This is a genomic window from Akkermansia sp. AE01SA01, assembly GCF_036417395.1.
Taxonomy (GTDB): Bacteria; Verrucomicrobiota; Verrucomicrobiia; order Verrucomicrobiales; family Akkermansiaceae; genus Akkermansia.
In genome coordinates this window covers 2,899,866-2,925,470 of the sequence record NZ_CP143890.1, presented here as the reverse complement: position 1 = coordinate 2,925,470, position 25,605 = coordinate 2,899,866, and the positions used below count along the sequence as shown (strand labels likewise).

Here is a 25,605-nt window from a genome sequence, read left to right as displayed (position 1 = left end):
TAACCAAGTAAAAGCATGCGTTGAAACGCCGTCGTACTTAGAAAGTGTAGCTGATGGCGCCGTTGATGCCGTGGGCGGTCAGCTTGTTGCGGGTCTCGAACTGATAGCAGACGCGGGCTCCCCAGTTGCTGGAGAAGAGCACGTCAATGCCGGCGTTCAGGCGGAATGCGGTGCGGCCCATGTTGACGCCGCGTACGTTCCATGCGCCCAGAGGCCCGGTGACATTGGATTTGGGATTCATGCGGCTTACATCCTGGGCCACGGCTACCGTCAGGGCCGGGGTGATGGTGGTGCCGCCGTCCGTCTGATAGGCGCGGGCGATGGTGATGCCGGCCGGAATGGTCCAGTTCTGGGCCCGGGCGTGGTCGAAGGTGCGTCCATAAGGACCGCTTTCGGAGAATCCCTTGAGCTCGGAAGTCATGAATTCAATCCCGGTGTAGGGTGTCACGTAGGCCTTTCCGAGGGCGAAGCGTTCCGTCCACGTGGCGTACAGGCCGCCGCTGAAGGTGTCGGAATTGACGTTGCCGTTGAGATCGGAACCCATGATGTAGGAATTGCCCTTGAACTTGGAGCGTCCGTAGGCGCCGTAGCCGTCCAGGGTGAACTTGCTTTCCCTGAAGGGATGCATGCGTCCGTAGATCATGGCCAGGAAGGAGTCGACGTCATAGTCGGAACCGAAGTTCGACTTGTCCTTGATGTCGCCGAAGCTCTGGCCGGCTGCGATACCGATCAGGGAACCCTGTGCGGCCTTGTAGTCGATACCCACGGCATAGCCGCCGGCATTGTACTTGTAGCCGGAAACTCCTCCGCGGGCGTCCTGGTCGTCCCAGATACCCATGCCGCCTACCCAGATATTGCCGTTGCCCCTGGCAATCGTCTTGCGGGCGATGGGAGAGCCCTTGGCGTCCACCACTTCAATGGTGTCTTCCGTCTGGCGCGCCATGGAGGCGGCGGATTGGATGCGGCCCAGGTCGGCGAAGCTTCTCAGGGTGCGGCTTGCAGCCCAGGTGAAGTTCACGATGTTTTCACCGCTCACGGACTGAATCATGTGGGCAGCCTGGTCGGCATTTGTCGCCCGGAACAGTTCTTCGTAGAACTCGGCGGCGGGAGAACCTGCGGCCGCGTTCAGACGGTTGTTTTCCAGACCGACGGCCGTGGTGTAAACGTTGCCGTTGTAACCGGACATGACACCGTCAATGCCCCTCATGTTCTGGGTGATGGTAGTGGTGCCGTCAACCGTTCCGGGAGCCATGGTGGTGGTCAGGAACAGGCCATTCTGCAGACGGCCGGAAATATCCGTGCCGTTCAGCGTCACCGTTACGCTTTCCGTACCCTTTTTGAGTTGGGAGATCGGAACTGAATTGCCTTCGGAGTCGGAAACCTGGATGCCCACGCGGGAATCGTCCGTGAAGGTGGCCGGGGTGCCGAAGTCGAGAACGGATCCGTCGCTCAGAAGCAGGGTGGAATCACCGCTGAAAGTGGCGGAAGCCCCCTTCATCGTGGAATCCTGGGCCAGAGTCACGCTGCCGGTCCGGATGTCATATACGGTGGTGTCCGTGCCCATGACGGCGGAGTTGATGGATTCAGGACCTGCAACTCTTCCGGTGGTGGCGTCCGGCGTGCCGAAGGTGGCGTTCCCGATAATCAGGTTGCCTTCAAGCTGCTGGTAGGTGCCTCCGAAGGTATCCGTGGCGCCCGTGCCGCCGTACACAAGGGTGCCGGCTCCGGTCTTGGTCATCACGGCGGCCTGGTCGGCGGCCCGTGAAACTGCGTCCGCAGCGGATGCGGTGGGAGCCGCGGTAGCGATGCCGTCACTGATGTAGGTGTAGGCGCCGGCGTCCGTGAATACGTTGATCTGGGTGTTTACGCCCGCATGAACGGAACCGCTTACGCCGTTGGCCGTATTGCCGGAAAGAACGGTGTTGGAACCGATGTTCAGCGTTTGGCCGTCCGCCAGGTTGATAGCGGACTTGTCGGCGTTGGTGGCGGTGTTGTTCAGTACTTGCGTACCGTTGCCGAGAGTGATTTCTCCACCTGCCGTTACGATGCCGTCAGCGGCGGAATTGCCGGAGATCAGGCTATTTTCCCCGATGGCGATGTCGTCGTCAGCCGTCAGCGTGGCATTTTCCTTAACCGTAGTATTCTGGCCGAGGGCAATGCTGCCTTCGATGGTATCCAGCACTTCGGGAGTACCTTCTACGGTACCCCAGGAGTTGTCCGTATTGTTGTAAACGGTTTTGGTCAGGTCAGCAGAATCTGCCTGAACGGTGGTTCCGTTCAGAATGGTGTTATCTCCCAGGGAGATTTGTCCGCCGTTGGCTTTGATCGTGATGGCTCCCGCAGCCGTTTCACCAAGCACGATGCCTCCGGAAACGCTGTTGTCCATGGATTGCGTGACGGTTTTGCTCGTCTGGGTATTGGAAGCGTCAAATCCTTCCGTCGTTACGGAACCGATTCCCGCGTTGGAGGTCACGTCTCCGTTCAGCGTAATCTTGGAATCAGGGTCGCTGGTGATTTGTCCGGTTGCCGTGACGGCACCCTGCAGGGACACATTGTCACCCAGTTGTACGGCTACTTCATTGGAGTCCTGATAAGAGGAAGAAGTCGTTTTCGTATAGGCCTGGCCTGTGGGAGGAGTCGCCGGATCCTGCGTAGTGGTGGCTACGCCTTCTACCGTGATGGTCTGATCAATGGCAACGTTGTCGCCGACGTTCACCTGGCCGTTCGTGGATTTGATGGCCGTGCCGAAAACCTTGGGAGCCCTGGGGTCTTCAGATCCCACGATGGAAATGTTCCGGCCGTCAATGGTGGTGTTCGAGGCGTTGGTGACAACGATTTCATTGGCGCTGTCCGCAGGTTCGCTCAGCGTAATGTCGTTGAATTTGACCTGTTCGTTGACCAGGTCGTAATTGAAATTGACCAGTTTGCCGCTTGCATCAGTCATCTGGACGGTGATGCTTCCCGTACCGGAGATGGCCGCCAGCTGGGCCTTCTGTTCCTGGGTCAGCGTAATGTTGTCTGAATCGGCAGGAACGGTGATGGTGATGGTTGACGCTTCATTGGAAGCGGCAGCCTGGTTCCAGGCTGTCACCAGCGAATCGGCGCTGTTTGCAGTGTAGTCAGCCGCTGTGGCAACTGAGAAGCTGCCGAGGCAGGCGATGACGGCTGCCAGCAACATCTGTGGGAGTCTTAATTTCATGCTTTTTTTATTTGTTTAATGATTAGGTGGTTACGCATTCGTGACAATCACGGCGTCCAGCATTTTAGATGATCCCTGCGAGCGCATGTTCAGGAGGATGACAAGGAGGGTTTTGTTGGAACGGGTGTTTAAAATATTTAACAATGAAATGATTGCATTTATATTTATCATGTGTCATTCATGACGATGTTTTCATGATAGCCCCAAAAAGAAAGTCATTTTAACCCGGAACAGATGAAGATTTCTTTACAAAACAACTATACTATTGATTATGAAAATTATATGTGTATTGGTGGCATTTTTTACGGGCTCTCTTTTGGTGTGTTCAATTAAAAATGTCTGCATGGGGAGGGAATGTGCGGCGCATGTACGGGCCACACAGGCCATCGAGGAAAATATGAGCCTGTTTGACCAGTCGATGGTGCCCGGTCATCTGGACAAGGTGCTGGAGGAGCTGGAAGGTCTGGACGACCGTGACGGGCAGGGGAATGCGGCGCCGGAAATCCGGAGGTACAAGCTTCAGAACTACTTCCGCCTTTTCCGGATGATCACAGAGTCCGTGGATGCCAGCTATCTTCCGAGAATGTACCGTATTCTGACGGGAAAAGGGGAAAAAAACCTGCCGGAAAAAGTCCCGCGCCCTGTTCCCGCCAAGGTGGGAAGCGCCTATCTTTACGACTATATCCAGTCCGGACTCCGGGTGCTTCGTTTTCAGACCAGGGTGGCCGTCATGGACTATATCCGCTCCGCGTATTCCGGCAAGCCATCCCCGGAAGAACGAAAGGAGCTTTTGGCCCTTGCGGAAGGAGTGGAGAAGGAATTTTTCACCTTTCTCCAGAATTGGACGCAGACGGATGTGAGCTGGATGCCGGACAAAGACTTCAATTGCCTGGACAAGCCTGCGCCGGAAGAAAAGCTGCGGGAAATGATAAGCTGCCTGCAATACATGCATTTTCTGGAATATGCCCGGGATCCCCTTTTTCTGGAGGAGGATGTCGCATTCAGCAACATTGATCCGCCACCTCCTGTGGGGAAGGACGGCATGGCCTTTTCCGGTCAGGCTCCGGACAGTCTCCATGAGCCGGAATCCCGCAGGCAGTATCTGATTGCCCGCCGGGAAAATATCAGGAAAAGCCGTGGAGCTGACCTGAAGAAAAAGGTGCAGGATAAGCTGACGGATGCCTATTGGAACGTTTTTACGCGGATTGAATCTGTCGAGTTCATGGACCAGGCATCCAGGCAGGCTTTGTTGCACACGGCGGAAATGTTGGGGATGAATGACGATTTCAGGGACAATCTGCGGGATGCCTGCGCGCGCAAGGATATTGATGAAGCGATTGACCGTTTTTCACAAACGAAAGACAGGAAGGACATGCAGGACGCGGATGCTTTGATCGGAGCATTTCAACAATGCCGGAAAGTATTGTGGGGAAAGGAGTCATCCACCTTTTTCCAGTTGGAACGCTGGCTGCGGCTTAACCACATCGTCGCCACGGAAACGTCGTGGCCGGACGGCTCCTTGGTAACACAGGATCTGGAAGAAAAAATGATGGAGAACATCAGGTGCACGTGCGGCGATTCCCGTTTCTATTTGCAGGAGGCCAGATGGTGGCTGGCGGCCTATGGATTGAAGGCCCGCGCCTCGTACATTCATGACGAATGCCAGCGTATTCTGGAGATGGAAAAGAAAAGGATTGAAGACAGCCTTCTGCTTCTGGACGAGAATTTTTCCAGAGGAGGTTTGGAAAAGGCAGACCGGTTGATTGAGTCTTTACTGCATCATGATTATCAGCGGCATAAGAATATCTTGGAAATACTGAATTTCAAAACAGCCTCTTGGCTGCGCCTGCTTTTCATTTTGGAAAAACGCCTGGATCCTTCCCATGAGAGGCGGGAGGAGGTGAATTTGGTATTTAAAATACCGGGGGAGGGTCTGAAAGAAGAGTATGACGAAGGCGCCCAGGAATTGCTGTACGGTCTGCACGCGGAAATATTTTCAGATCTGAGCTACAAGGTGGAATCGGAGTACGAAAAATCCAGGGAAACACAGCAGAAATTTTTGAAGCTTGCGGAAGGAATGGGCGCGGAACCCGAATTCCTGATGTATTTCAAACATCGGTTTGACGGCCGCAATTTGCGTGAAGATCTTGATCAATTAAGAGAAAAGGGAAAGGGCAGTCCGGAACGGATAGCAGCCGCCATTGACGAATGGGTGGAACATGAGAAAATATACTGCAACTCTCCTTATGGGTGTCTTGTAGAAAAGCTGGGTCTCCAATTTTCTTTGTTGAAAGCCATGCACAAGAGCGGGAATTCCGGGAAAGAGGGTTTTGGCTCGTCTTTCCAGGCAGCTGTTATGGAAGCTGTAAGCACCTCCATCGCGGATAATCAGGAAGGATTTTTAGCGTGGAGATATATCCTGGAACGTTCTGAAGGGTGCCCTTTGGAAACAGCCATAGCCACTCTGTTTCAACAAAGGCTGGATAAGAAGGAAGAGCTTTTTCATGAAAAACTTGTAACATTTGAAAAAGAGGGGCAGATGGACGATTTACACACCGCCTGTGTCAGCCTGGATGATATCACGCGTGATTGGGAACTCGGGAAGGAACTTCCTGTTGACCGGCGGAGAAAGACGGAAACTTATTTGAACCTGCTCAGGGTGGCCTCCCGCTTTCGTCCGCAGGAACTGGTAGATATGCAGAGAAAGCCCGTTTCCCAATGGGGGGGGCGATGGAATAATGAGCTGCCTCCCTTGCGGCGCATGGAACTGGAGCTGGATCTGATCCGGGACAAAGTGCGTACAGACTTTTTTTCACATATCCGTTACGGATATGGCAAAGGGCCGGAGGATGCGGAGGAAATCCGCCAGCTTCTCCGCAATGCCGGGATGAGCGGCCAATTCATGCAAGAGGTGGAAGAACGTTTGACAGAGAAGGAATGAGGGCCTTGCGGATTATTCCACCTCCCATTCCTCCACCAGCGCGGCGGGGACTTCGTCCAGAAAGCGGGAAGGCATCTGCATGAAGGTGCCTCCCTGGGCGCGGCAGTTCCAGCGCGGATAGGTCAGGTAAAGCTGGTCCTTGGCGCGGGTGATGCCCACGTAGAACAGGCGGCGTTCTTCCTCCAGCCCGGCCAGGTCGCCGTCATCAATGACGCGCTGGTGCGGGAACATGCCGTCGCACAGGCCGATCAGGAAGACGACGGACCATTCCAGCCCCTTGGCCTGGTGAATGGTGGATAGGGTGACCGCCCCGCCGGAAAGGTCGGCCGCCGCGCTTTCATCATCCGTATTGCCCAGCAGGGAAAGCTGGGACAGGAAATCTTCCGCGGAGTCGAACCTTTCGGAAAACCCGGCCAGGTGCAGAAGGTCCTGCCTGCGCTGGTCGTAGTTTTCAAAGGCGGACTGCATGTACTCGTCGTAAACCGCTTCATTGATGGAGACGAGCATGGAGGCCGGATTGGCTGTTTTCCCGCCGGGAGCCAGCTCGTCCAGCGTATAGCAGAGCTGCATCCATCCCGGCTTGGATTTGGCGGGAACCGGGAATTCCATCATCAGGGCGGAGAAGGATTCCGGAGGCGTTTCCGCCCTGCTTTCCGGGCATGCGGCCCAGCGCGCCCAGAGTTTTTGCGCCATACCGGGGCCGATGCCGGGCAGGAGCATGACCATGCGGCGGAAGGACAGCTCGTCCCGCGGATTGACGACGAAGCGCATAAAGGCCACCACGTCCTTGATGTGCGCCTGCTCGAAGAACCTGATGCCGCTGGTGATGCGGAAGGGTATTTCACTGCGCGTCAGTTCCATCTGCAATTCCATGCTGTGGAAGTGCGCCCGGTAGAGCACGGCTATTTCATTGGGGTCCGTTCCTTCTTCAACAAGGTCCCGGATGCGCTGGGAGATAAATTTGGCCTGCATCCGGTCGTCGTTGAGCGGCACGAGGGCGGGCGGCATTTCCCCGGTGGGGCGCACGGAACGCAGGCGTTTTTCAATCTGCATCTCGTTGGCGGCAATGGCCGCATTGGAAAGTTCCAGGATTTCCGGCACGCTGCGGTAGTTGGTTTCTATCTTGAAGGTTTTCGCCGACGGGTAGCGCGTCGTGAAGCTGAGGATGTTCTCCATGTCCGCGCCGCGCCAGGAATAGATGCTCTGGGCATCGTCTCCCACGACCATGAGCTGGCCGTGCTCCCGGGCCAGCATGTCGATGAAGCGGCTCTGGAGGTAGTTGGTATCCTGGTATTCGTCCACCAGGATGTGGTGGAAGCGCGCGCCGTACAGGGCGCGCAGGTGCTCCTGTTCCTGGAAGAGGCGCACGACGTTGAGCAGCAGGTCGTCAAAGTCCATGCTGTTGGTTTCCTGCTTGCGGAGGACGTACTGTTCATGCACGTCCAGAATGGCGTCCAGATGGTTGGAGAGGTAGGGATAGGCGTTTTCCAGCGTTTCCTGAATGCCGGCGCCTTCATTGTCCGCCAAGCTGAAAAGGGATGAGAGCACTTCCGGCTTCGGGAAGCGGGAGGATTTTTCGTCCAGCTTGAGGGTCTTCACGATGTTTTTGATCATGGATTTGCGGTCGTCCGAGTCCATGATCGTGAAGGCCGGCGTATAGCCCAGGTAGTCCGCATGCTGGCGTAGAATGCGGTTTGCGATGGAATGGAAGGTGCCGCTCCACAGGCGTGAGAGGTCGATGGGAATCAGGGCACGCACGCGCTCCGTCATTTCCCTGGCGGCCTTGTTGGTGAAGGTGAGCAGCAGGATGTTCCAAGGGTCCGTGCCGTGGTCCAGAAGCCATGCCACGCGGTAGGTAAGCGTCCGCGTCTTTCCGGAACCCGCGCCTGCAATGACGAGCGCCGCCCCCGGTGCCGAGGAAACGGCGGCATACTGCTCTTCATTCAGGGTCGCGTGGTAGTCGATCCCGGAAATGGGGGCGGAAGGAGCGGAATCCTGCTTGATGACGTAGCGGCGGGCCATGTAGTTTCAGCGGCTGGCGGTCGGATGGTAGCGACTGGGAATTTTGGGTGGTGAATCTTCCATTCTCCAGCCGTTTTTAAAAATCCAGGTACATTTCTGCGCGGCGGTTTTCCTTGCGGGCCTCGTCGCGTTCCTCTTCGTTCGCATTGGTGGGATAAGTACGGCGCGGCTGGGATTTGCCAAATCCCTTGGTGACGATCCGGTCCGCCGGCACCCCGAATTCAATGAGCTGCGCCTTCACGGCGGCGGCCCGGCGTTCGGAAAGTCCCAGGTTGTAGCGTTCGCTGCCCACGTCGTCCGTATGGCCGCTGATTTCCAGCTTTTTACCGCCGTCCATCTTGATGGCTTCCGCCACAATCTGGAGCTGGCGTGCGGAACGTTTGGAGAGCGCGTCTTCATTGAAGCCGAAGAACAGGGCCAGAGAATCTCCGCCCTGCGGGTTTTTCACGATGGGGATGAAGAAATCGTCCCCGGCGCCCTGCCGCTTGGTGTAGGCTTCCAGCATGCTGTCCAGGGAGGCTTCCGCAATAAGCCATTGGCCGTCCGTTTTCGCTACGGTCAGGCCCACATTGCCGGCTTTCCGGCCCTGGGCGTCCTGCAGATGCACGAAGAACCCCGCATTGGTGTCCGCCTCATAGGCGGTTTTAATGGGGGCATCGTCTCGCAGGCGGAAGGTGCCTTCTTCAAACAGAATGCACAGGCCCGCCACGGTAGCGTCCTGTACTTTGGAGCCGTCCACGAATTTCCGGGCTCCGCGGAAGTCCGCCTTGGCCACGGCGTCCATGAAGGAGCTAACGATGCCCATTGGGTCATTCATGACCATGGGGGCCGCCTTGTCCTTGGCCAGATCCTGCTTGCTGGGGAGGGTGAGGGTGTCCAGCGTCCACTGCTGTTTGTCGTTGCGCTTCATGTCCAGGTAGCCGCGCGCGCCGCTGCTGAAGTTGAGTGTATATCTGGCGGTGGGATTGGTGCCCTGGTTGTTGGCGCCGATGCTGGTGATGCCGGGGGAGGACAGGCGCACGTGGCGCGCCTCCATGAGTTCCCGGATGGTCCGGCTCTGGGCCTCCGTAACGGCCTGTTGCACTTCCAGGGCCTTTAGCGTGTTCAGGTCCCTGTCCTGGATTACTTTGGCAATGGCCTGCGCCAGCGTCTGGGGGGAGCTGAGGTTGACCAGCGTTGCCGGGGTGGAAGTCTGCTTTTCAATGTCGTCCCTGGTGAGCGGGTCCACGGTAGGCTGGGGCGTCACGGTCTGGCGCGCCGGCTCTTCCGTAGTTGCCGCTGGGGAAGTATGTCCGGGTTCTTCCTCCTGGCGATTCATGAACAGGAAGACCAGGGCCAGGCTGCCCACGACCAGGAAGCTGATGATGAAAGCGGTGATGGTGGATGCGTTTTTCATTGGCGGAGAATGGTGAAGGGGTCAGTCTTGCAAAGCCTCCAGAAGTTTGGAATGGATGCCTTCAAAGCCGCCGTTGCTCATAACCAGAATAACGTCTCCCGGCTGGGCTTTCTTGCAGACGGCGGCTACGATTTCCTGCGCATGCCCGCCAATCAGGGCATCCTTGCCCAGCGCGGCCAGGTCGCCGGAAAGTTTATGCAGGTCCAGGCGGTCCGCCAGTGTCACCTTGTCCGGATGGTCCACGGCGGCGACCACGGGGAAGTCCGCCGTGGCGAGCGCCAGGGCCAGTTCGTTCTGGAAGATATTGCGGCGCGTGGTGTTGGAGCGCGGTTCGAAAACGGCCCAGATGCGGGCTTCTGGATAACGCTGGCGCAGGCCCAGGATGGCCTGTTTGATGGCCGTGGGGTGGTGCGCGAAGTCGTCCACGACGGAAATGCCGTTCACAACTCCCTTGACTTCCTGCCGGCGCGCGACGCCCTCAAACCGGGCCAGGGAACCCGCAAGCTGCTTGACGCTCAGCCCCGCGAACTGGGCGGCCGCGATGGCCATGGCCGCGTTGCGGATGTTGAATTCCCCGATCATGGGTACGTAATAGCGGGTGCCTTCCAGCGTGAAAAGGCTGCCGTCCGTGGAGGTTTCCACGTCCAGGATGCGGATGTTGGAACTGTCTGAAAAGCCCAGCGTCTTGACGGGGCAGGGCGCGCCCTTCGCCACGTCCAGGCAGTTGGGATCGTCTGCGTTGACCAGCGCCAGCCCGTTGCGGGGGATGATCTGGGTCAGGCGCCTGAAGCTGAGCTTGATTTCCTCCAGCGAGTTGTAAATGTCCGCGTGGTCGAACTCAATATTGTTGATGACTACGAGTTCCGGGAGGTAGTGCAGAAATTTGGAACGCTTGTCGAAGAAGGCCGTGTCGTATTCGTCCCCTTCCAGCACGGAAAAGTCGGAATCCGTGAAGCGGCCGCCGCGGCCCAGGTTGCGGGCGATGCCGCCGATCATGAAGCTGGGGTTCATTCCGGAGTCCTCCATCAGCCACGCGAGCATGGAGGTCGTGGTGGTTTTGCCGTGCGTTCCGGTCACTACGTAGTTGCGCTTGCCGCGCAGGAAGTATTCCTTCATCGTTTCCGGCAGGGAAAGGTAGCGCAGGCGGCGCTGGAGCACGGCTTCCACTTCCTCGTTGCCGCGGCTCATGGCGTTGCCGATGACGATGACGTCCGCTTCCGCCGGGATGTTGGAGGCCCTGTAGCCCTCAAACAGCGTGATGCCTTCCTGTTCCAGAAAGGTGGACATGGGGGGATACACGTTGGCATCGGATCCGGTGACGGTATAGCCCCGGCGCGCCATGGCGGCGGCTACGGCCCCCATGGCGGTGCCGCAGATGCCCAGAAAATGAAAATGTTTGTTCATGTCAGGTAAGGAATGGGTGCGCTGGATGCGTTTTATTTGGAAAAGGAGGGTGCGGAGACGCAGGAGTCCGCCAGGGCCCGGTCCCGGCGGCGCACGATGCCGTTGGCGATGTCCGTGACCATGCCGCCCAGCACGCGGGTCAGATGGCTGCCGGGCCTGTAGTCCGCCGGGGCGATGAAGTTCACGCGGTCGGAATTGGAAGCCAGGTTGTAGCATTTGCGGAAACTGCGGCCGGTCTTGTCTTCCGGGTTGTAGACGGCTACGGCGTGGCCGCCGTTTCTGCGCATGACGGTGAAGCAGGGAACGTCCGTAGGACCGTCCCCGATGTAGATCATGTTGGCGAAGGGGACCGGGCGCATGTCTTCCGGCATATGGTCGTTGACGTCCTGGTCGTAGTCCAGCATTCCCTTATTGATGCGGAAAAGGTACTGTGTCTTCGTGGTATGGGAGATGACCCGCTTGGGAAAATCGATGTGGCCGTTGACCTCGCTGAATTCGCAGCCGAAGACGGCTTTGAAGTAGGGGCGCAGGGCGGACCCGTCAATCAGGGCCTTCAATCCGGAAGAAATGATGTAGTATTCAATGTTGATGCCCAGGTCCGCGTGGAGGGGGGACAGGGTCATGGACGGGAACGATTCAAAAAAATCCGGCAGTCCGGGATAGAAGGTAAGGCGCTCTCCGAGCTGGGTCAGCCGCGCATTGCTGACGCGGTCCAGGGAAAGGGCGTCCAGCAGGCTTTTCATGTAGATCAGCTCTCCGTCCCATCCTTCCCGTTCTCCGGTGGCGTTGCACCTGGTCCAGAATTCCTCAGGGGAGATGCCGAATTCCGGGAAAATGGCCTGGTCCTGCATGTAGGACGGACTCAGCGTCTGGTCATAGTCGAAAACAAGGGCGATCGTGTTTTGGGGAACGGACATGGAAAATGAAGCGGAATGTGCGGTTACATGCGGAACTGGTCGCCCAGGTACTGTTTGCGGGCGATGGGGTCGTTGGCGATTTCCTCGGAAGAGCCATGCTTGATCACTTTTCCTTCAAACAGAATGTAGGCGCGGTCCACGATGTGCAGAGTTTCCCGCACGTTATGGTCTGTAATCAGGATGGAAAGCCCGTCCCTGTCGCTCAGTTCCATGACGATTTTCTGGATGTCGGAAACGGCGATGGGGTCCACGCCGCTGAACGGTTCGTCCAGCATCAGCAGTTTAGGGTTCGTCGCCAGGGCGCGGGCTATGGTCAGGCGGCGCTTTTCCCCTCCGGAAAGCTGGATGGCCATGGAACGGCGCAGCTTGGCGATGCCGAAGCGGTCCATCAGTTCCTGGGCTCGGTCCTTCTGCTGTTTGGCGGTCATGTCCTTGCGCGTTTGGAGGATGGCCATAAGGTTGTCTTCCACGGAAAGCCGGCGGAAGATGGATTCCTCCTGCGGCAGGTAGCCCATGCCGCGCCTGGCGCGCAGGTTCATCGGCAATTCCGTGATGTCTTCTCCGGCGAATATCACACGGCCTGCATCCGGCCGCACCAGCCCCGCCACCATGTAAAAGGAGGTGGTCTTGCCTGCTCCGTTCGGTCCCAGCAGCCCCACGATTTCCCCGTGGCCCACGTTCAGGCTGACCTGGTCCACGACGGTCCGGGTCTTGTATGTTTTGCAGATTCCTTCGGCGTTCAGCAGATAGTGGGAGGAAGAGTCGGTCACGGCTTGCGGGCGGTTTTTTGTTGTTTCCGTTCGGAGAGCTGCTTGTCCAGATCCCGGAAGGAGGATTTGCCTCCCTTTGGAATGTAAACATTTCCATTCCCGTAAACGCGGATGAAGCCGTCCCTGGCGTCGCTCTTGAAGAAGGAACCGCCGCGGGAAAGGGAGGGATAGTTGCCCGCAAGAATGATTTCCCCGGTATTGGCATCGTAAGTGGCCTTTTCCGCTTTTGCCGTGCAGAGGTTTCCGTCTTTATCCGTATAACGCAGCACTACGTTGCCGGAGGCCGTGACTTTTTTGATGGAATTGAAATCGAAGTTGCCGTCATTGGGCAGCACGGGCCCGGATTTGTCAATTTCCTTTCCTTCTTCCTTCTTGCGGTCGGAAGGCTTTTTCTTGCCCTTCTTTTCTACATACTGCATATAGATTTTCAAAGGGCCAGTGCAGTCCAGGGAAAATTCCGGATTGCGAACATGCACGTTTTTCATGTACACCAGCACCCCCTCTTTCATGTCAAAATACAGGCCGTCATCGTACGTTATTTCCGTGGGGGTCTCCTTGTCGGTTTTCTCCATCCCGGAATCGGCGGGTGCGGCCGTGACTTCCGCGGGGGTGGCATGAATAGAGACATTGTATTTCTGCCGGAATCCGTTGATTTGTTCGTCCACTTCCGCGTCCTGGGCATTGGAGACGGAAAGGGCTTTCTCTCCGTCTTCCGTCAGGGGGGCGGAAGGGATGGGGGCCAGGTCTTTTTCCCTTTGAGCCGTTTCTTCCGCAGTCAGGGGACGCACGATGTCTGCCGGGGGCTGGAAGGCGGGTTCGAGCATGGGGTCCAGCTCCTGGGGCAACGGCTGAACGATGTGAGACGGAATGTCGGATGCGCCGGAGGCAAGGCCTCCGGCCAAAGCCAGCAGGGTGAGAATTCGGATCATGGTAAGGTGACGTTACTTATTGAGATTTTTTACGTGAAGGATGGTCTTGCCGGGACCCAGCAGGATACCCCGTCTGGTTTCCGTATCCAGATAAAGCCCTGCGCCCGTGGCGGAGAAATTCTCATCCCGGATGGTGGTTTTCGCGTGTGAGACAACCAGTTTCCTGTCCAGGAAGTAGGAGGCGTCACCGGAAAACAGGTGTGTAACCTGGCTGTTTTTCCCATACAGGTAGATGTTCAGGGTTTTTCCCGCGGCTTGCTGGGGAGCGACCATCGTCATGCTGGAGGCGGTCAGCAGCAGGGAAAGACGCGGCCCTTCGTATTCGGTCATGCTGATTTTGGTCAGCGTACTGCCCACGGGGAGAAGTTCCAGCATGGGCATTTTCTTATCCACCCCGGCCAGTGGAGTTTCTGCCGGCAGGACCGTGTCTGCGGAGACCGTCATGCAGAACATGAAGGACGCCAGCGCACATGTGGATAATGGTTTCAGCATGAACGGACTGCCTGATGAATGGCCTGGAGGCGTTTCAGCACGCCTTCAAGCAGGTGGAGGGGAATCTGGTTGGGACCGTCGGAAAGCGCCTTGGACGGGTTCTTGTGCACTTCCATGAACACGCCGTCAACGCTGCCTGTTGCCATGGCGGCGGAAGCCAGAACGGGAGCCAGCTCGCTGTCTCCGCCCGTTGTCCCGCCCAGCCCGCCGGGACGCTGGACGGCGTGCGTGGCGTCAAACACCACGGGGAAGCCTTCCTTCTTCATCCAGTACAGGGACCGCATGTCCACCACCAGGTTGTTGTAGCCGAAGGTGGTGCCGCGTTCGCACATCATGAACCTGTCGCAGCCGAAAGCTCTCATCTTTTCCGCGATATTTACCGTATCCCAGGGGGCCAGGAACTGGCCTTTCTTGATGTTCACGGCGCGTCCGCTTTTGGCGCACGCCTCCAGCAGGTCCGTCTGGCGGCACAGGAAGGCGGGAATCTGGAGCAGATCCACGTATTCGGAGGCTATCTCCGCTTCCTGTGCGGTGTGAACGTCCGTGACAATGGGGAGATTGAGTTCTTTCCCTATTTCCGCCAGGATGCGGCAGCCTTCCTTCACGCCCGGTCCGCGGAAGGAGGTGACGGAGGTGCGGTTGGCCTTGTCGTAGGATGCCTTGAAAATCAGCGGCACGGCCATCTTTTCAGCGATGGACTTGATAGAGCGGGCCATTTCCCAGACAAAGGATTCGCATTCCAGGGAGCAGGGGCCCAGAAGGTAGAACGGCCGGGGGCCGCCGATTTCAACGGATTGAATATAAAACGACATAAGACGGAAACCTGTATGTCCCTCTATCATGACTGTTCCGGCCTCTCCGGTCAAGCCGCTATCCTGCCTCCGGCGGGAGATTCGGCCTCCGGGGGCCGTCCCGTCCGGAGTATTTTTTGAAGGAGTGCGTAATTCCATGACGGCGTGCGCAATAACAGGATTTTTCATGCCTGTGTGCCGGGGACCGGATACGGGAAACAGAAGAAGGTGAAAGAAGAGGTATGGTATTGCCTGAATCCGGCGTTTCTGCTACAAACGGCGAATCATCCGCCTCTTTCCCGTTCCACTGATGACGCCGGGGGCTGAACGCCATTGCCCCGCCGGGGTCTTAACGACATGCCGAGAAAGATTTACAAATTATGCGTTTCCTATGATGAGGCGGGGGCCCGGCTGCGGCAGAAGGTAGCGGAAAACGTGAAGGGAGCGAGCGATTTTGTCTGGCAGGCATCCTTCCGCGACCTGGAATCTGCGGAGCTTCCTCCCGGTGAGGGCGCAGTCTGGGTTTATCCCGTTTTCATGCAGAGCGGCAGGACGGTGACGGAAACCCTGCCGGAATTGCTGCGTTCCCTGTATGCGGAGCGCGGCTTGTCCCCGGCTCTGGAATTCCAGCCCGTATGGGGAGCGGAGCGTACATGGAACCTTGGCGTGTGGAAATCCCTACAGAATGAATTGGAGCAGGACGCTTCCCTGCTGGTGGTGGCCCACGGCGTGACGGGAAGGGAACTGCCCCCGGAACCGTCCGATTTTCTGGAACATTCAAAAGTATGGCTGCCGAAGGGAACGGAGATGGCGCTGGCGTACTTCGGCGTCTCTCCTTCCGTGGAAGAGGTTCTTCCTTCTCTGAAGGGAAAGAAGGTGCTTGTTCTTCCATTCCTGATCGGGGAAGGCAAGCACATGAGGGAGGACATGCCTTCTCCGGAGCTGGCGGCCAGGTTCGGCAAGGAGTTGAAGATATTGCCGCCCTTCGGCACGTTTTATTTGCAGGCGGAGCACGCGTATCGGCCGGCGGAGCCGGAAAGAGATGCGGGAAAAAAATCCGACTGGCCGGACATGACGGATCTTGAGGATGTCCGGGCATGGTATTTGCAACAATTTGAAGAGACTCAGAAAGAACTGGAACGGATACCGGGATACGGGGCAATGCGCGAAGGAGCGGCCCCCGTCATTGAGCAGATCACCAAGGCGTTTGCCGGGGTGGAACTGGGGAACGGAATAGGACTGCTCCAGGCGGATTACAGGGATATGGGGGGATTCGGGGAGGTTTTTCGCGGACTGGCGGACAGTGATGAACGGCACGACTGGACAAAGCTGACGGACGCGATGCTGAATCATTGTTATACGGCCCTGTGCTTTACGGATCCGGAGGGTTACCGTTTTCTGGTCCCCGCATTCATGTGCTGTGATCTGCGATGCAGGATGTGGAGCTGCATGGAGGTGACGTGTCCCGAGGATTTCGCGGAATGGGGTTTGGAGGATACGGCCCTGCTCAGTGCAGACCAGCGCCGGGCCATGGAAGCCTACGTGGATTTTTGCCATTCCCACAGAGAGGAAGACGGAGAAAACAGGAAACTGCCCTGGCAATGGAATTGAATGGAAAAACACTGCCCGTCGAATTAAAGGCCTTTGGCTATTATCTGATTGAGCCTTTACACGTACCCCCGGATTCCGGATTTTTCCCGGTTTCCGTCATTCTTTCCGTCAGCGATTGCCTGTGCCGCCTTCATCCGGAGATGGACTGGGGCCGGTACGGGCGTGCGGAGGAGGATTATCCCCGGAGCATGGGACTTTCCCCGCGGGAGGCGCAGCAGCTGCGCGAAGCGGCGGAAGAGTTCATGGACTGCTGGGTAGCCGACAATTTCCCCACTCTGGCGGGAGCCCGCAGCGTGCTTTCGTTATTGTCCTCCTCCGGCCGCGAATTGGAACTGGTCAGTATCTCCTTTGCCGGGGAAGATGACCGGGCCATGCGCGCGGCAGTGGAACGGGAACGCGGCGCCGCTCCGCAGGCGGACGAGCCGGAATGCGGGGAATTCCTGGGTTTTGACATCGTGGGTTATGAATGCGGCTCCTTCCATTCCTGGCTGTGCAACGCCCTTTACAAAGACGTGGAGGAAAGTTATGAACTGAAGTTCAATTCCTTCGGATTGCTGGAAAACGACTGGGAAGAGGTGTGCGCCATGACCGCAGCCATTCAGGGCATCGGGGAACCGGTGGTGTGGACGCCGTGCGTTGTCCGCCGTTATGCTGCGGAGTAAAGAAGGCTTTCCTTCCGCCGTTATGCCGCCTGGCGTATGGATTCGCGTTCTTCCCCGCAGCATGGGGGAAAGGGCTGTTTCATGGATTGTGCGAGCCTCTTTCTCGTGAAGAAGTAGGCAATGGCGAGCGGCACGCAGGAACCGATCCATGCGGCGGGGCTCGCCATGCTGGCCCCGGCAAAACCCAGGTACCGCGCCAGGATAATGGCGGCAAAGGCGCGCATCCCCAGCTCCATGACGCCTGCAAAGGTAGGCACGATGCTCTGCCCCAGCCCCTGAAGCGTGTAGCGGAATACGAACAGCAGGGCCAGCACCCAGTACATGGAGGCATTGATGTTCAAATAGGTCTGGGCCAGCTTGACGACTTCCCGCTCGCCCGTCCCTACGAACAGCCGGATGAGTTCCGGTCCCCAGATGATGTTCACGACAGCTATGGCGATGCTGAATCCTACGGACATGAGGCTGCACTGCAGCACCCCCTGCCGGATGCGGAGCGGATTCCTGGCGCCGTAGTTCTGGGCTACGTAGGTAGCCATCGTGATGCCGAAGGACATCATGGGCAGCGTGGCCACCATGTCGATTTTCTGGGCGGCGCTGAAGGCGGCTACGGCCTGGGCTCCCAGCCGGTTCAGCGCGAACTGCACGAGAATGGCGCCTATGGCGATGATGGATGCCTGGAAGCCCATGGGGAGGGCCAGGCGGATATGCGCCCAGAGGTAGCGGCGGCTCATGTTCCAGTCCGTCCGGGTGAGCCGGAGCATGGGAAACTTCCTGAACACGTAGATGGTGCAGAGGAGTCCGGAAACCAGCTGGGAAGTGACCGTGGCCACGGCCGCACCGGCGGGCCCCATGCCGAAACGCAGGATCAGCGCCAGGTCCAGGACGATATTCAGCACGCAGGCCAGCACCAGGAAGTAGAGAGGGGTTCTGCTGTCCCCCAGAGCGCGGATGACATTGGAAAGGAGGTTGAACAGCATGGCCGCGCCGATTCCCCAGAAAATAATGATGATGTAGGAATGGGCCGCATCCAGAATTTCCGGAGGCGTTTGCAGCAGTTCCAGCACGGGGCGGGCGAAGACGACACTCACGGCCGTCAGCAGGACGGTTGCTGCCGCGCTCAGGAGGATGCACACGGCAAAACTGCGCCGCACGGCCCGTTTGCGTCCGGCGCCGAAACGCTGGGCCGTGATAATGGAAAGGCCGGCCGTGAATCCGATCACGAACCCGAGGATGAAAAACATCAGCCCTCCCGTGCAGCCTACGGCAGCCAGGGCTTCCACACCCAGCGTCCTGCCCACGATCAGGGTGTCCGCCATGTTGTAGAATTGCTGGAACAGATTGCCGATCAGCAGGGGAATGGTAAACAGGAAAATCAATTTGGCGGGATTGCCGCTTGTCAGAGTCTTGGTCATCCGGAGCGGACGCATGGAACGCCTGCCCGGCGTTTTTTCCAAGTCCGTTTTGCGGCATGTTCATGTTTTTTGTACGATAAGTGTCTGCATGCCTCCCGGAAGGTCTGGAACGGCACGGGCGCCGGGAAGTGCGGCGGATGACGGAATGGTTTCGTAAATCAATGATTTATGCTTTGACAAGAAGGGCTGCACGCGGTATATTATTTGTCCCTCGCGCGATTCGGCGCAACCTAAACAATGGGGATCGGAGGGGTAGAAAGCGTCGAAGTCCCCAAAAACCGCTTTTCCTGCCGCAAGGAAAGCCACCTACATACATATATGATTAATGATCTGATTAACCAGATGGTTGAAGCCGGTGTTCATTTGGGCCACCAGACCCGCAAATGGCACCCCAGCATGAAGAAGTACCTCCTCAAGGACAAGGCCGGTATTCATATCGTCAACCTTGAAGAAACTGAAAAGTGCCTGGACAAGGCCTGCTCCTTCCTCGCTGATCTGGCCCGCCGCAACAAGAAGATTCTCTTCGTCGGCTGCAAGCGCCAGGCTCAGGAAGCCGTCCGCGAAGCTGCGGAAGCCACTGGTCAGTACTATGTGAACCACCGCTGGCTGGGCGGCATGCTCACCAACATGAGCACTATCCGCAAGAGCATCGAACGCCTTTCCTATCTTGAAGGGATTGAAAAGACCCCCGAGTTCAAGAGCATGTCCAAGAAGGAACTGGCCGCTCTGGACCGCGAACGCCAGAAGCTGGAACGCAACCTCCAGGGCATCCGCAACATGGGCGGCGCTCCGGACGCCATGGTGGCCATCGGTGCCGACCATGAAGACATCGCCATCCGCGAAGCCCACCGTCTGAACATCCCCGTCTGCGTGCTGGTTGACACCAACGCCGACCCGAAGGACATCGATTTCCCGATCCCCGGCAACGACGACGCCGTCCGCTCCATCCGTCTGATTCTTGACTGCATCGTCAAGGCCATCAACGAAGGCAAGGGCGCCGCCGCCAACGCCTAATCAACCCCCATTCAGAAAGAACAGAAAAACTATGGCAGAAATTACTGCTGCTCTCGTCAAAGCCCTCCGTGACAAGACGGACGCCGGCATGATGGATTGCAAGAAGGCCCTCAACGAATGCAACGGCGACATGGAAGCCGCCGTGAAGTACCTTCGTGAAAAGGGCATCGCCAAGGCCGCCGCCAAGGCTGACCGCGACGCCAAGGAAGGTGTAATCCGCACCGTCGTGGCTCCCTGCGGCTGCTGCGGCATCATCCTTGAACTCAACTGCGAAACGGACTTCTGCGCCAAGGGCGACAAGTTCCAGGGCCTGGTGAACGACGTTGCCAAGGCGCTCGCGGACTCCAAGGCCTCCACCCTGGAGGAAGCCCTGCAGGTCTCCATGCCTGAAGGCACCACGGAAGAGTACATCAAGGCCATGTGCAGCTCCATCGGCGAAAACATGGGCCTGCGCAAATTCGCCCGCCTGACGGTGGACGGCAACGGCACCATCGCCTCCTACATCCATATGGGCGGCAAGGTCGGCGTTCTGCTGTCCGTCAAGGCCGGCAAGGAAGAAACCGTCAAGAGCGACGCATTCAAGGCCCTGGTCAAGGACCTGACCCTGCACATCGCCGCCGCCGCTCCCAAGAGCGTCAGCTCCGACAGCCTGGACCCCGCCTTTGTGGCTGAAGAACAGGAAATCGCGCGCCAGCAGCTCATTCAGGAAGGCAAGCCGGAACACCTGCTGGAAAAGATCTTGCCCGGCAAGCTGAAGGCCCTGTATGCCCAGTCCTGCCTGCTGAACCAGGGATTCGTGAAGGATCCTTCCGTCTCTGTGGACGCCCTGCTCAAGCAGGTCGGCAAGGAACTCGGCGACGAAATTTCCGTCGTCTCCTTCGTCCGCTACCAGCTTGGCGCGTAAGCCCGCATGAACTGAATTTCAGGAGCCGTTCCCTGCGAGGGGAGCGGCTCTTTTTCATGTTGCCGAATCCCTGGTCCCCCTCTGGGGCGGCAGTTTTTTCTGATGAGTGAATCATGGGTTATTCCTTGCGCATGCAGTCATGCCGCCCTTCAACAGGAAACCCGCCTGTTGACGGAAAAATCTATCATCCATGATCGGTGTTCGGATTCTCGTCATAACCGTCAGGGCGATAGTTTGCCGCTATTTTACCACCCTGTTGCTGCCACAGGGATGAATCCGGGCGGTCCGTCCATTTCCCGTTTCTCCGGAATTAGCTGACCGGGAATACAGGCAACCCGGACGGAAGCGTTTTTACTTGCTGCCGGGGGAATGTGCGGATAAAACGGCTTTCATGGAGCCTGGGGGTGACAGGAAGGGCCTTGTGGAAAAACCGGTGAAGCAGGATCCGGTTTTCCGCCTGCTCATGGGAGTGATCATCGGCATGTTCATCTGGAACATGGTGCTGGCCTCAAGCCTGTTGCAGCCCTTCTTCGGGCTTGTGTCCGGAGGCTGGTATTTCCTGCTTCTGCTGTGGTTTTATGCAGGGACCGGACGGAAGTACAGGTGGGAGACGGTTACTTTTTTAATCATCGGCCTCATTTGTCATTTTTACTGGTTGTGGTCGGTCGCCACGCCGGGGTATTTGCGGAGCGACGCCCAGGCCGGGCTTATTTTCATTTTCGGTGGTTTTTGGGCCGGAGGAACGGCTATTCTCGGCGATGCGGCGGTTTATGTTCTGGTGCAGCTGTTCCGCTGGTCTTTCAAGCCGGAAGATGATTCTCCGGGCTCATAAAGAGACAGGAAGGCCGCCCTGTTCTTATTACTGCCGGGAGGGCTGGCGGCGCCCATGTTGACGAAGCTGGCACGGTTGGTATCTTGTCTTGTTCCGGAACACCTGTTAAAGTGAGGATATGGCTTTTCTGGAACTGGATCATGTGAGTGTCGTCTTTCCTGCGGTGCAGGGGATGCTCTCCTCCCGCAAACCGGCGTCCGTCGTGGCGGTGGACGGGGTATCCCTTTCCGTGGAAAAGGGAGAAATCCTGGGACTGGTGGGAGAGTCCGGCTGTGGCAAGTCCACGCTGTCCCGCACGGTGATGCTGCTCCAGAAACCCACGGAAGGCCGTATTTTCCTGGAAGGAGAGGAATTGACGGCCCTTTCCCCGTCCGAGGTCAGGAAGCGCCGCCCGGATTTCCAGATGGTTTTCCAGGATCCGTACGCATCCCTGAATCCCCGCTTTACCGTTTATGCGACGCTGAAGGAGGCTTTGGAATGCCGCCGCCGCAAGAGAACTTTCTCCCAGATGCGGGATGATGTGGCGGAATTGATGGAAAGGGTGGGGCTGAGCCCTGCCCTGATGCGGAAATACCCGCATGAATTTTCCGGGGGACAGCGGCAGCGGGTGGCGATTGCCCGCGCCCTGGCGCCGAAACCCAGGCTGGTGATTGCGGACGAGCCCGTTTCCGCGCTGGATGTTTCCATCCAGTCCCAGATTCTGAATCTTCTCATGACGCTTGCCCGGGATTTGAACCTGACCATGATTTTCATTTCCCACGATTTGTCCGTGGTCCATTACATCGCGGACAGGATTGCCGTTATGCGCAAGGGGCGCATCGTCGAATACGGGGATGCCGACGAGGTATTTTCCTCCCCGTCCCATGAATACACGCAGACCTTGCTGGCGGCCGTTCCACGGTGATGAACATGCGGTTGACACGCATGTCCCTATTCGTCTGATTCTTCTTTCATCCAGCCAAGGAGGCGCAGATTCCCGTCAAGAAGGAAATAGTAAGTCGTTTTGTCCGAAAGATCGCCCAGGTTGGCTTGTGTTCTTCCCACGCTGTTCTTGTCTCACAGCCGGCTATATATTTTACTTCAGCGGCCTGTTTATTCCCGCAATACCAGTTGACGGACAGGGAAGTCAGTTTTCCCTCCGCCGCATATCTGGCCGTAGTTCGTTCCAGCCGTTCCATGTAAGACTGGAAATCGGAGTCATTCCGGCCGGGAAGAACCCTCCTTCTATTCAATCGCTGTTCTATTTCGCATATGTCTTTAGGATTTTCCTTAATGATCTTCTCCATCGTGGCAGGAGTCATATCAGGATTTAAGCTGTATTTGACGTATAAAAAAGATATATGAAAGCAAACGGCATGACGATCCATACGGCCCCTGCCGCAATCAGGAGAGCTGCCATCCATTTAAAAACGGTTTTCATTTTTTCAGGTAATTTTTGTTGGGATAATTCTACCTGCCGAGAGGCGGCGGATCTTTCCAATGCCTTTTATTTTACCGGAATCGCTTTCCGTGCTGTGGGCGCTGGTTGATTTCCGGTACAGCCGCCGGCTTGTATGTTGTCCGGCATTCCGTGCCATTCTTACCAGGAATACCATCCATAGCCGATGAAGGAGATGAAAAATTCCGGGGCATTATTTCTCTTTTAAACTGAAGTAAACGGATTCCATGGTCCGCAGACCGTAAATGGGACGGAGAAACCCGGGTGTGGACACTTTAAGGAAATCCGGAAAATGTTTCCCATGGTATTTGCCTTTTCAGGGGATGGAGGCTGTCATGGAGAATTTACCACAGCATCCCCCAGGGCGAGGTTACTTTAAAAAGGCCGTCATATGATGGCACATTTTCATGAAATGGAAATGTGGAGGAATTGTCTGAATAAAAGACAACGATTCGTCTATTCAAACCATGAAAAAGTCTTATTGGTTCGTGGCGCTTTTTTGCTGCTGCCTGTCCGCGGCGGGTGCGCAGCAGCCCGATGTGCCGTCCGTCGCCGGAAATGTGGTGGAATGGAGGCATCATCTCCACGAGAATCCGGAACTTTCCTTCAAGGAATACAACACAGGCAGATATGTGGCCGATATGCTGCGCTCCTTCGGCAATATTGAAGTCATCCGGCCTGCGGAAACTTCCGTCATAGGCATTCTTCGCGGAGCCAAACCCGGCCGTACCGTGGGTTTCCGGGCGGACATGGATGCCCTTCCCGTGCAGGAGGAAACCGGGTTTTCCTTTGCCAGCAAGACGCCGGGCATCAGCCATGCCTGCGGTCATGACATGCATACGGCCATGCTGCTGGGAACGGCCAAGGTCCTTTCCGGCATGCAGAAGGAACTGCAAGGCACGGTTTATTTCATTTTCCAGCATGCGGAGGAAAAGTCCCCCGGCGGAGCCTTGCAGATCATCAAGAGCGGGAAGCTGAAGGGGGTGGACGCCATTTTCGGCGCACACGTCATTCCCAACATGCCGGCGGGGTCCATCGGCATGCTGCCGGCTGGCGCCGCTTCTTCTTCATCGGATGGATTTTTCCTGACCATTCAGGGTAAGGGTTCCCACGGTTCCATGCCTCAGATGGGCGTGGACCCCATCGTGACGGGGTCTGAGATCGTGATGATGCTTCAGACCGTCGTGTCCCGCAATGTAACGCCCGGGGAAATGGCCGTGGTTTCCGTCGGAAAGTTCCAGTCGGGAGACGCTCCGAACGTGATTCCCGGCAACGCGGAGCTAGCCGCGTCCATCCGCACCGTCACGCCGGAAACCCGCAAGTTGATGGAGGAGCGCGTCCGTTCCATCATCGGCCATGTGTGCGAGGCCAACGGGGCGGCGTACAAGCTGGATTACGTGCTCGGCTACCCGGCTATTCAGAATGATGCCGCTCTCCGGGAACTGGCGAAGAAGGCTGCCATGGAGGCGGTGGGTGCGAAAAACGTGTTCGATGTCCCGAGACTTTCCGCCAGTGAAGATTTTTCCTATTACGCGCAGGTGGCGCCGACTTATTTCATGATCGTGGGTTCCGGTGACGGTCCCCCCAACCACAATCCCGGTTTCAGGGCGGATGACAGCGCCTTGCTCAACGGCGTGAAGGTGGAAGTGCGGATTATTCTGGATTACCTGAACGGCAAGTAGGCTTCCGGGGAAAGGCTCATTCTGCGGAAGCCGCCTGTACTTGCATTTCCCGGATGCATTCCTCCATCAGGGCGGCGTCTATTTCATGGACGTCCATTCCCTTTCCGATGCCGGTGAGCATCAAAACGGTCAGATGGCCGCCCAGGTGCTCGCGGAAGGCTTCCAGCCCTTTCAGGATTTCGCATGCTCCGTCCTTCCCCCTCCGGGCGAGAAGAGGGTGGAAAACGGGCAGTTTCAGAACTTTCAGGACGGCGATGATCCGTTCCGCCTGCCGGGAGGGCAGCCAGCCTTTTTTGACGGAGTAAAGAATATCCAGGCACATTCCCACGGAGACGGCTTCCGCATGGCCCAGCGTATAGCCGGACATGGTTTCCATGTAGTGGGCGGCCCAGTGGCCGAAGTCCAGGGGGCGGCTTGAACCCATTTCAAAGGCATCCCCTCCGCGGGCGATGTGTTCCGCATGGAGCAGGGCGGAACGCTCTACGGCGTGTTCCAGTATGTCCGTCTTGCATGCGGCCAGGGCTCCGGCGTGTTCCTCCAGCCAGTCGAAGAAAACGGCGTCTTTCACGACGGCCACTTTCACCACCTCCGCAAGGCCCGCGCGTTTGAGGGGTAAAGGCTGGGAGTGCAGAAAGAGAAAGTCGTTCAGGGTGGCCCAGGGAATGGCGAAGGTGCCCAAATAGTTTTTCTGCCCCATGAAGTTGATGCCGTTTTTGACGCCTACGCCGGAGTCCGCCTGGGAGAGGGTGGTGGTGGGTACGCGCAGCAGGCGGATGCCGCGGTGAGCGGTGGCGGCCGCAAATCCTGCCACGTCGAGAAAGGCCCCTCCGCCCACGGCAACGATATGGGAATGGCGGTCAATCCCCGCTTCCACGATGTGGCGCAGGCCCGTTTCCCACGCGGCAAAGGTGGTTTTGGCCGCCTCCCCGCCCGGTACGGTCCGGCGCCCGGCATAGCCCGGTGTTCCGGCCCGTTCCGTGAAGTAGCGGTCGATGTCCGCCGGGAGGGAGGGGTAGAACCGTTCCAGTCCTTCTTCCACCAGGACTAGGACGCGGCTTCCCTCCCTCTGCTCCATCAGCCCGGCCAGTGCGTCGTTTTCCGGCCGGAAAACCCCGTGGGTGAAGGCTACCCTGTAGGGAAAATCCAGATGGATGTTCAGCGTGTGGAGGGACATTTCAGAACGTATGCT

At 57.5% G+C, this 25,605-nt stretch carries 20 protein-coding genes; 9 read left to right on the top strand and 11 right to left on the bottom strand.

Annotation, left to right across the window (positions count from 1 at the left end):
- Positions 1 to 37 precede the first annotated feature (37 nt).
- Positions 38 to 3,199, bottom strand: coding sequence for an autotransporter domain-containing protein (locus V3C19_RS11895; protein WP_295932263.1), 3,162 nt, complete (start codon positions 3,197 to 3,199; stop codon positions 38 to 40).
- 343 nt (positions 3,200 to 3,542) lie between these two features.
- On the opposite strand from V3C19_RS11895, the gene V3C19_RS11890 reads away from it, so the two are divergent.
- Positions 3,543 to 6,140, top strand: a complete 2,598-nt coding sequence (locus V3C19_RS11890) for a hypothetical protein (RefSeq protein ID WP_295932266.1) — start codon at positions 3,543 to 3,545, stop codon at positions 6,138 to 6,140.
- 12 nt (positions 6,141 to 6,152) lie between these two features.
- Here V3C19_RS11890 and V3C19_RS11885 read toward each other — a convergent pair whose 3' ends face one another.
- The 8 genes from V3C19_RS11885 to kdsA all read right to left on the bottom strand — a co-directional run bounded on the left by V3C19_RS11885 (position 6,153) and on the right by kdsA (position 14,882).
- On the bottom strand, positions 6,153 to 8,162 hold the full coding sequence (locus V3C19_RS11885) for an ATP-dependent helicase (protein ID WP_295932268.1): 2,010 nt from the start codon (positions 8,160 to 8,162) through the stop codon (positions 6,153 to 6,155).
- 76 nt (positions 8,163 to 8,238) lie between these two features.
- Positions 8,239 to 9,558 (bottom strand): OmpA family protein, encoded by a 1,320-nt coding sequence (locus V3C19_RS11880; protein ID WP_295932271.1) that lies wholly within the window; start codon positions 9,556 to 9,558, stop codon positions 8,239 to 8,241.
- Between the two features lie 21 nt (positions 9,559 to 9,579).
- Positions 9,580 to 10,962, bottom strand: a complete 1,383-nt coding sequence (mpl, locus tag V3C19_RS11875; RefSeq protein ID WP_130084281.1) for a UDP-N-acetylmuramate:L-alanyl-gamma-D-glutamyl-meso-diaminopimelate ligase — start codon at positions 10,960 to 10,962, stop codon at positions 9,580 to 9,582.
- Between the two features lie 32 nt (positions 10,963 to 10,994).
- On the bottom strand, positions 10,995 to 11,879 hold the full coding sequence (locus tag V3C19_RS11870) for a haloacid dehalogenase-like hydrolase (protein ID WP_295932280.1): 885 nt from the start codon (positions 11,877 to 11,879) through the stop codon (positions 10,995 to 10,997).
- A gap of 23 nt (positions 11,880 to 11,902) precedes the next feature.
- A complete protein-coding gene (gene lptB, locus V3C19_RS11865) occupies positions 11,903 to 12,649 on the bottom strand; it encodes an LPS export ABC transporter ATP-binding protein (RefSeq protein WP_130084283.1) in 747 nt (248 codons plus the stop codon).
- The gene (locus tag V3C19_RS11860; RefSeq protein WP_130084284.1) at positions 12,646 to 13,578 is read right to left on the bottom strand and encodes a hypothetical protein; all 933 of its coding nucleotides are present in this window, start codon (positions 13,576 to 13,578) and stop codon (positions 12,646 to 12,648) included. The genes lptB and V3C19_RS11860 overlap by 4 nt, the downstream gene beginning before the upstream one ends.
- Before the next feature lie 12 nt (positions 13,579 to 13,590).
- Positions 13,591 to 14,070 (bottom strand): hypothetical protein, encoded by a 480-nt coding sequence (locus V3C19_RS11855; protein ID WP_295932282.1) that lies wholly within the window; start codon positions 14,068 to 14,070, stop codon positions 13,591 to 13,593.
- Positions 14,064 to 14,882 carry a 3-deoxy-8-phosphooctulonate synthase gene (gene kdsA, locus V3C19_RS11850; protein ID WP_295932285.1) on the bottom strand — a complete coding sequence of 273 codons (819 nt, stop codon included), beginning with the start codon at positions 14,880 to 14,882 and terminating at the stop codon, positions 14,064 to 14,066. Before kdsA ends, V3C19_RS11855 begins: the two co-directional genes overlap by 7 nt.
- Before the next feature lie 336 nt (positions 14,883 to 15,218).
- On the opposite strand from kdsA, the gene V3C19_RS11845 reads away from it, so the two are divergent.
- Positions 15,219 to 16,472 (top strand): DUF6714 family protein, encoded by a 1,254-nt coding sequence (locus V3C19_RS11845; protein WP_295932287.1) that lies wholly within the window; start codon positions 15,219 to 15,221, stop codon positions 16,470 to 16,472.
- Positions 16,463 to 17,134 (top strand): hypothetical protein, encoded by a 672-nt coding sequence (locus V3C19_RS11840; protein ID WP_295932289.1) that lies wholly within the window; start codon positions 16,463 to 16,465, stop codon positions 17,132 to 17,134. Before V3C19_RS11845 ends, V3C19_RS11840 begins: the two co-directional genes overlap by 10 nt.
- Before the next feature lie 20 nt (positions 17,135 to 17,154).
- Here the strand turns inward: V3C19_RS11840 and V3C19_RS11835 are convergent, their stop codons facing one another.
- On the bottom strand, positions 17,155 to 18,546 hold the full coding sequence (locus V3C19_RS11835) for an MATE family efflux transporter (protein ID WP_330937108.1): 1,392 nt from the start codon (positions 18,544 to 18,546) through the stop codon (positions 17,155 to 17,157).
- A gap of 318 nt (positions 18,547 to 18,864) precedes the next feature.
- Between V3C19_RS11835 and rpsB the strand changes: the two genes are divergently transcribed.
- The 6 genes from rpsB to V3C19_RS11805 all read left to right on the top strand — a co-directional run bounded on the left by rpsB (position 18,865) and on the right by V3C19_RS11805 (position 24,416).
- Positions 18,865 to 19,560, top strand: coding sequence for a 30S ribosomal protein S2 (gene rpsB, locus V3C19_RS11830; RefSeq protein WP_067572164.1), 696 nt, complete (start codon positions 18,865 to 18,867; stop codon positions 19,558 to 19,560).
- Positions 19,561 to 19,591: 31 nt separating this feature from the next.
- Positions 19,592 to 20,464, top strand: a complete 873-nt coding sequence (tsf, locus tag V3C19_RS11825; RefSeq protein ID WP_215434353.1) for a translation elongation factor Ts — start codon at positions 19,592 to 19,594, stop codon at positions 20,462 to 20,464.
- A gap of 391 nt (positions 20,465 to 20,855) precedes the next feature.
- Positions 20,856 to 21,296, top strand: a complete 441-nt coding sequence (locus V3C19_RS11820) for a hypothetical protein (protein ID WP_295875000.1) — start codon at positions 20,856 to 20,858, stop codon at positions 21,294 to 21,296.
- 118 nt (positions 21,297 to 21,414) lie between these two features.
- The gene (locus V3C19_RS11815; protein WP_295874997.1) at positions 21,415 to 22,200 is read left to right on the top strand and encodes an ATP-binding cassette domain-containing protein; all 786 of its coding nucleotides are present in this window, start codon (positions 21,415 to 21,417) and stop codon (positions 22,198 to 22,200) included.
- Between the two features lie 436 nt (positions 22,201 to 22,636).
- Positions 22,637 to 22,825 (top strand): hypothetical protein, encoded by a 189-nt coding sequence (locus V3C19_RS11810; protein ID WP_295932296.1) that lies wholly within the window; start codon positions 22,637 to 22,639, stop codon positions 22,823 to 22,825.
- 376 nt (positions 22,826 to 23,201) lie between these two features.
- On the top strand, positions 23,202 to 24,416 hold the full coding sequence (locus V3C19_RS11805) for an amidohydrolase (RefSeq protein WP_295874993.1): 1,215 nt from the start codon (positions 23,202 to 23,204) through the stop codon (positions 24,414 to 24,416).
- Between the two features lie 16 nt (positions 24,417 to 24,432).
- On the opposite strand, the gene V3C19_RS11800 is transcribed toward V3C19_RS11805, so the two are convergent.
- Complete coding sequence (locus tag V3C19_RS11800) at positions 24,433 to 25,590, bottom strand: 3-dehydroquinate synthase (RefSeq protein ID WP_295874991.1); 1,158 nt, start codon at positions 25,588 to 25,590, stop codon at positions 24,433 to 24,435.
- Positions 25,591 to 25,605 lie beyond the last annotated feature (15 nt).

What these genes read in the sequence shown, in the direction of transcription:
- V3C19_RS11895 (WP_295932263.1), bottom strand. Translation starts at nt 3,199, where the DNA reads ATGAAATTAAGACTCCCACAGATGTTGCTGGCAGCCGTCATCGCCTGC.
- V3C19_RS11890 (WP_295932266.1), top strand. Translation starts at nt 3,543, where the DNA reads ATGGGGAGGGAATGTGCGGCGCATGTACGGGCCACACAGGCCATCGAG.
- V3C19_RS11885 (WP_295932268.1), bottom strand. Translation starts at nt 8,162, where the DNA reads ATGGCCCGCCGCTACGTCATCAAGCAGGATTCCGCTCCTTCCGCCCCC.
- V3C19_RS11880 (WP_295932271.1), bottom strand. Translation starts at nt 9,558, where the DNA reads ATGAAAAACGCATCCACCATCACCGCTTTCATCATCAGCTTCCTGGTC.
- mpl (WP_130084281.1), bottom strand. Translation starts at nt 10,962, where the DNA reads ATGAACAAACATTTTCATTTTCTGGGCATCTGCGGCACCGCCATGGGG.
- V3C19_RS11870 (WP_295932280.1), bottom strand. Translation starts at nt 11,879, where the DNA reads ATGTCCGTTCCCCAAAACACGATCGCCCTTGTTTTCGACTATGACCAG.
- V3C19_RS11860 (WP_130084284.1), bottom strand. Translation starts at nt 13,578, where the DNA reads ATGATCCGAATTCTCACCCTGCTGGCTTTGGCCGGAGGCCTTGCCTCC.
- V3C19_RS11855 (WP_295932282.1), bottom strand. Translation starts at nt 14,070, where the DNA reads ATGCTGAAACCATTATCCACATGTGCGCTGGCGTCCTTCATGTTCTGC.
- kdsA (WP_295932285.1), bottom strand. Translation starts at nt 14,882, where the DNA reads ATGTCGTTTTATATTCAATCCGTTGAAATCGGCGGCCCCCGGCCGTTC.
- V3C19_RS11845 (WP_295932287.1), top strand. Translation starts at nt 15,219, where the DNA reads ATGCCGAGAAAGATTTACAAATTATGCGTTTCCTATGATGAGGCGGGG.
- V3C19_RS11840 (WP_295932289.1), top strand. Translation starts at nt 16,463, where the DNA reads ATGGAATTGAATGGAAAAACACTGCCCGTCGAATTAAAGGCCTTTGGC.
- V3C19_RS11835 (WP_330937108.1), bottom strand. Translation starts at nt 18,546, where the DNA reads ATGACCAAGACTCTGACAAGCGGCAATCCCGCCAAATTGATTTTCCTG.
- rpsB (WP_067572164.1), top strand. Translation starts at nt 18,865, where the DNA reads ATGATTAATGATCTGATTAACCAGATGGTTGAAGCCGGTGTTCATTTG.
- tsf (WP_215434353.1), top strand. Translation starts at nt 19,592, where the DNA reads ATGGCAGAAATTACTGCTGCTCTCGTCAAAGCCCTCCGTGACAAGACG.
- V3C19_RS11820 (WP_295875000.1), top strand. Translation starts at nt 20,856, where the DNA reads ATGGAGCCTGGGGGTGACAGGAAGGGCCTTGTGGAAAAACCGGTGAAG.
- V3C19_RS11815 (WP_295874997.1), top strand. Translation starts at nt 21,415, where the DNA reads ATGGCTTTTCTGGAACTGGATCATGTGAGTGTCGTCTTTCCTGCGGTG.
- V3C19_RS11810 (WP_295932296.1), top strand. Translation starts at nt 22,637, where the DNA reads ATGAAAGCAAACGGCATGACGATCCATACGGCCCCTGCCGCAATCAGG.
- V3C19_RS11805 (WP_295874993.1), top strand. Translation starts at nt 23,202, where the DNA reads ATGAAAAAGTCTTATTGGTTCGTGGCGCTTTTTTGCTGCTGCCTGTCC.
- V3C19_RS11800 (WP_295874991.1), bottom strand. Translation starts at nt 25,590, where the DNA reads ATGTCCCTCCACACGCTGAACATCCATCTGGATTTTCCCTACAGGGTA.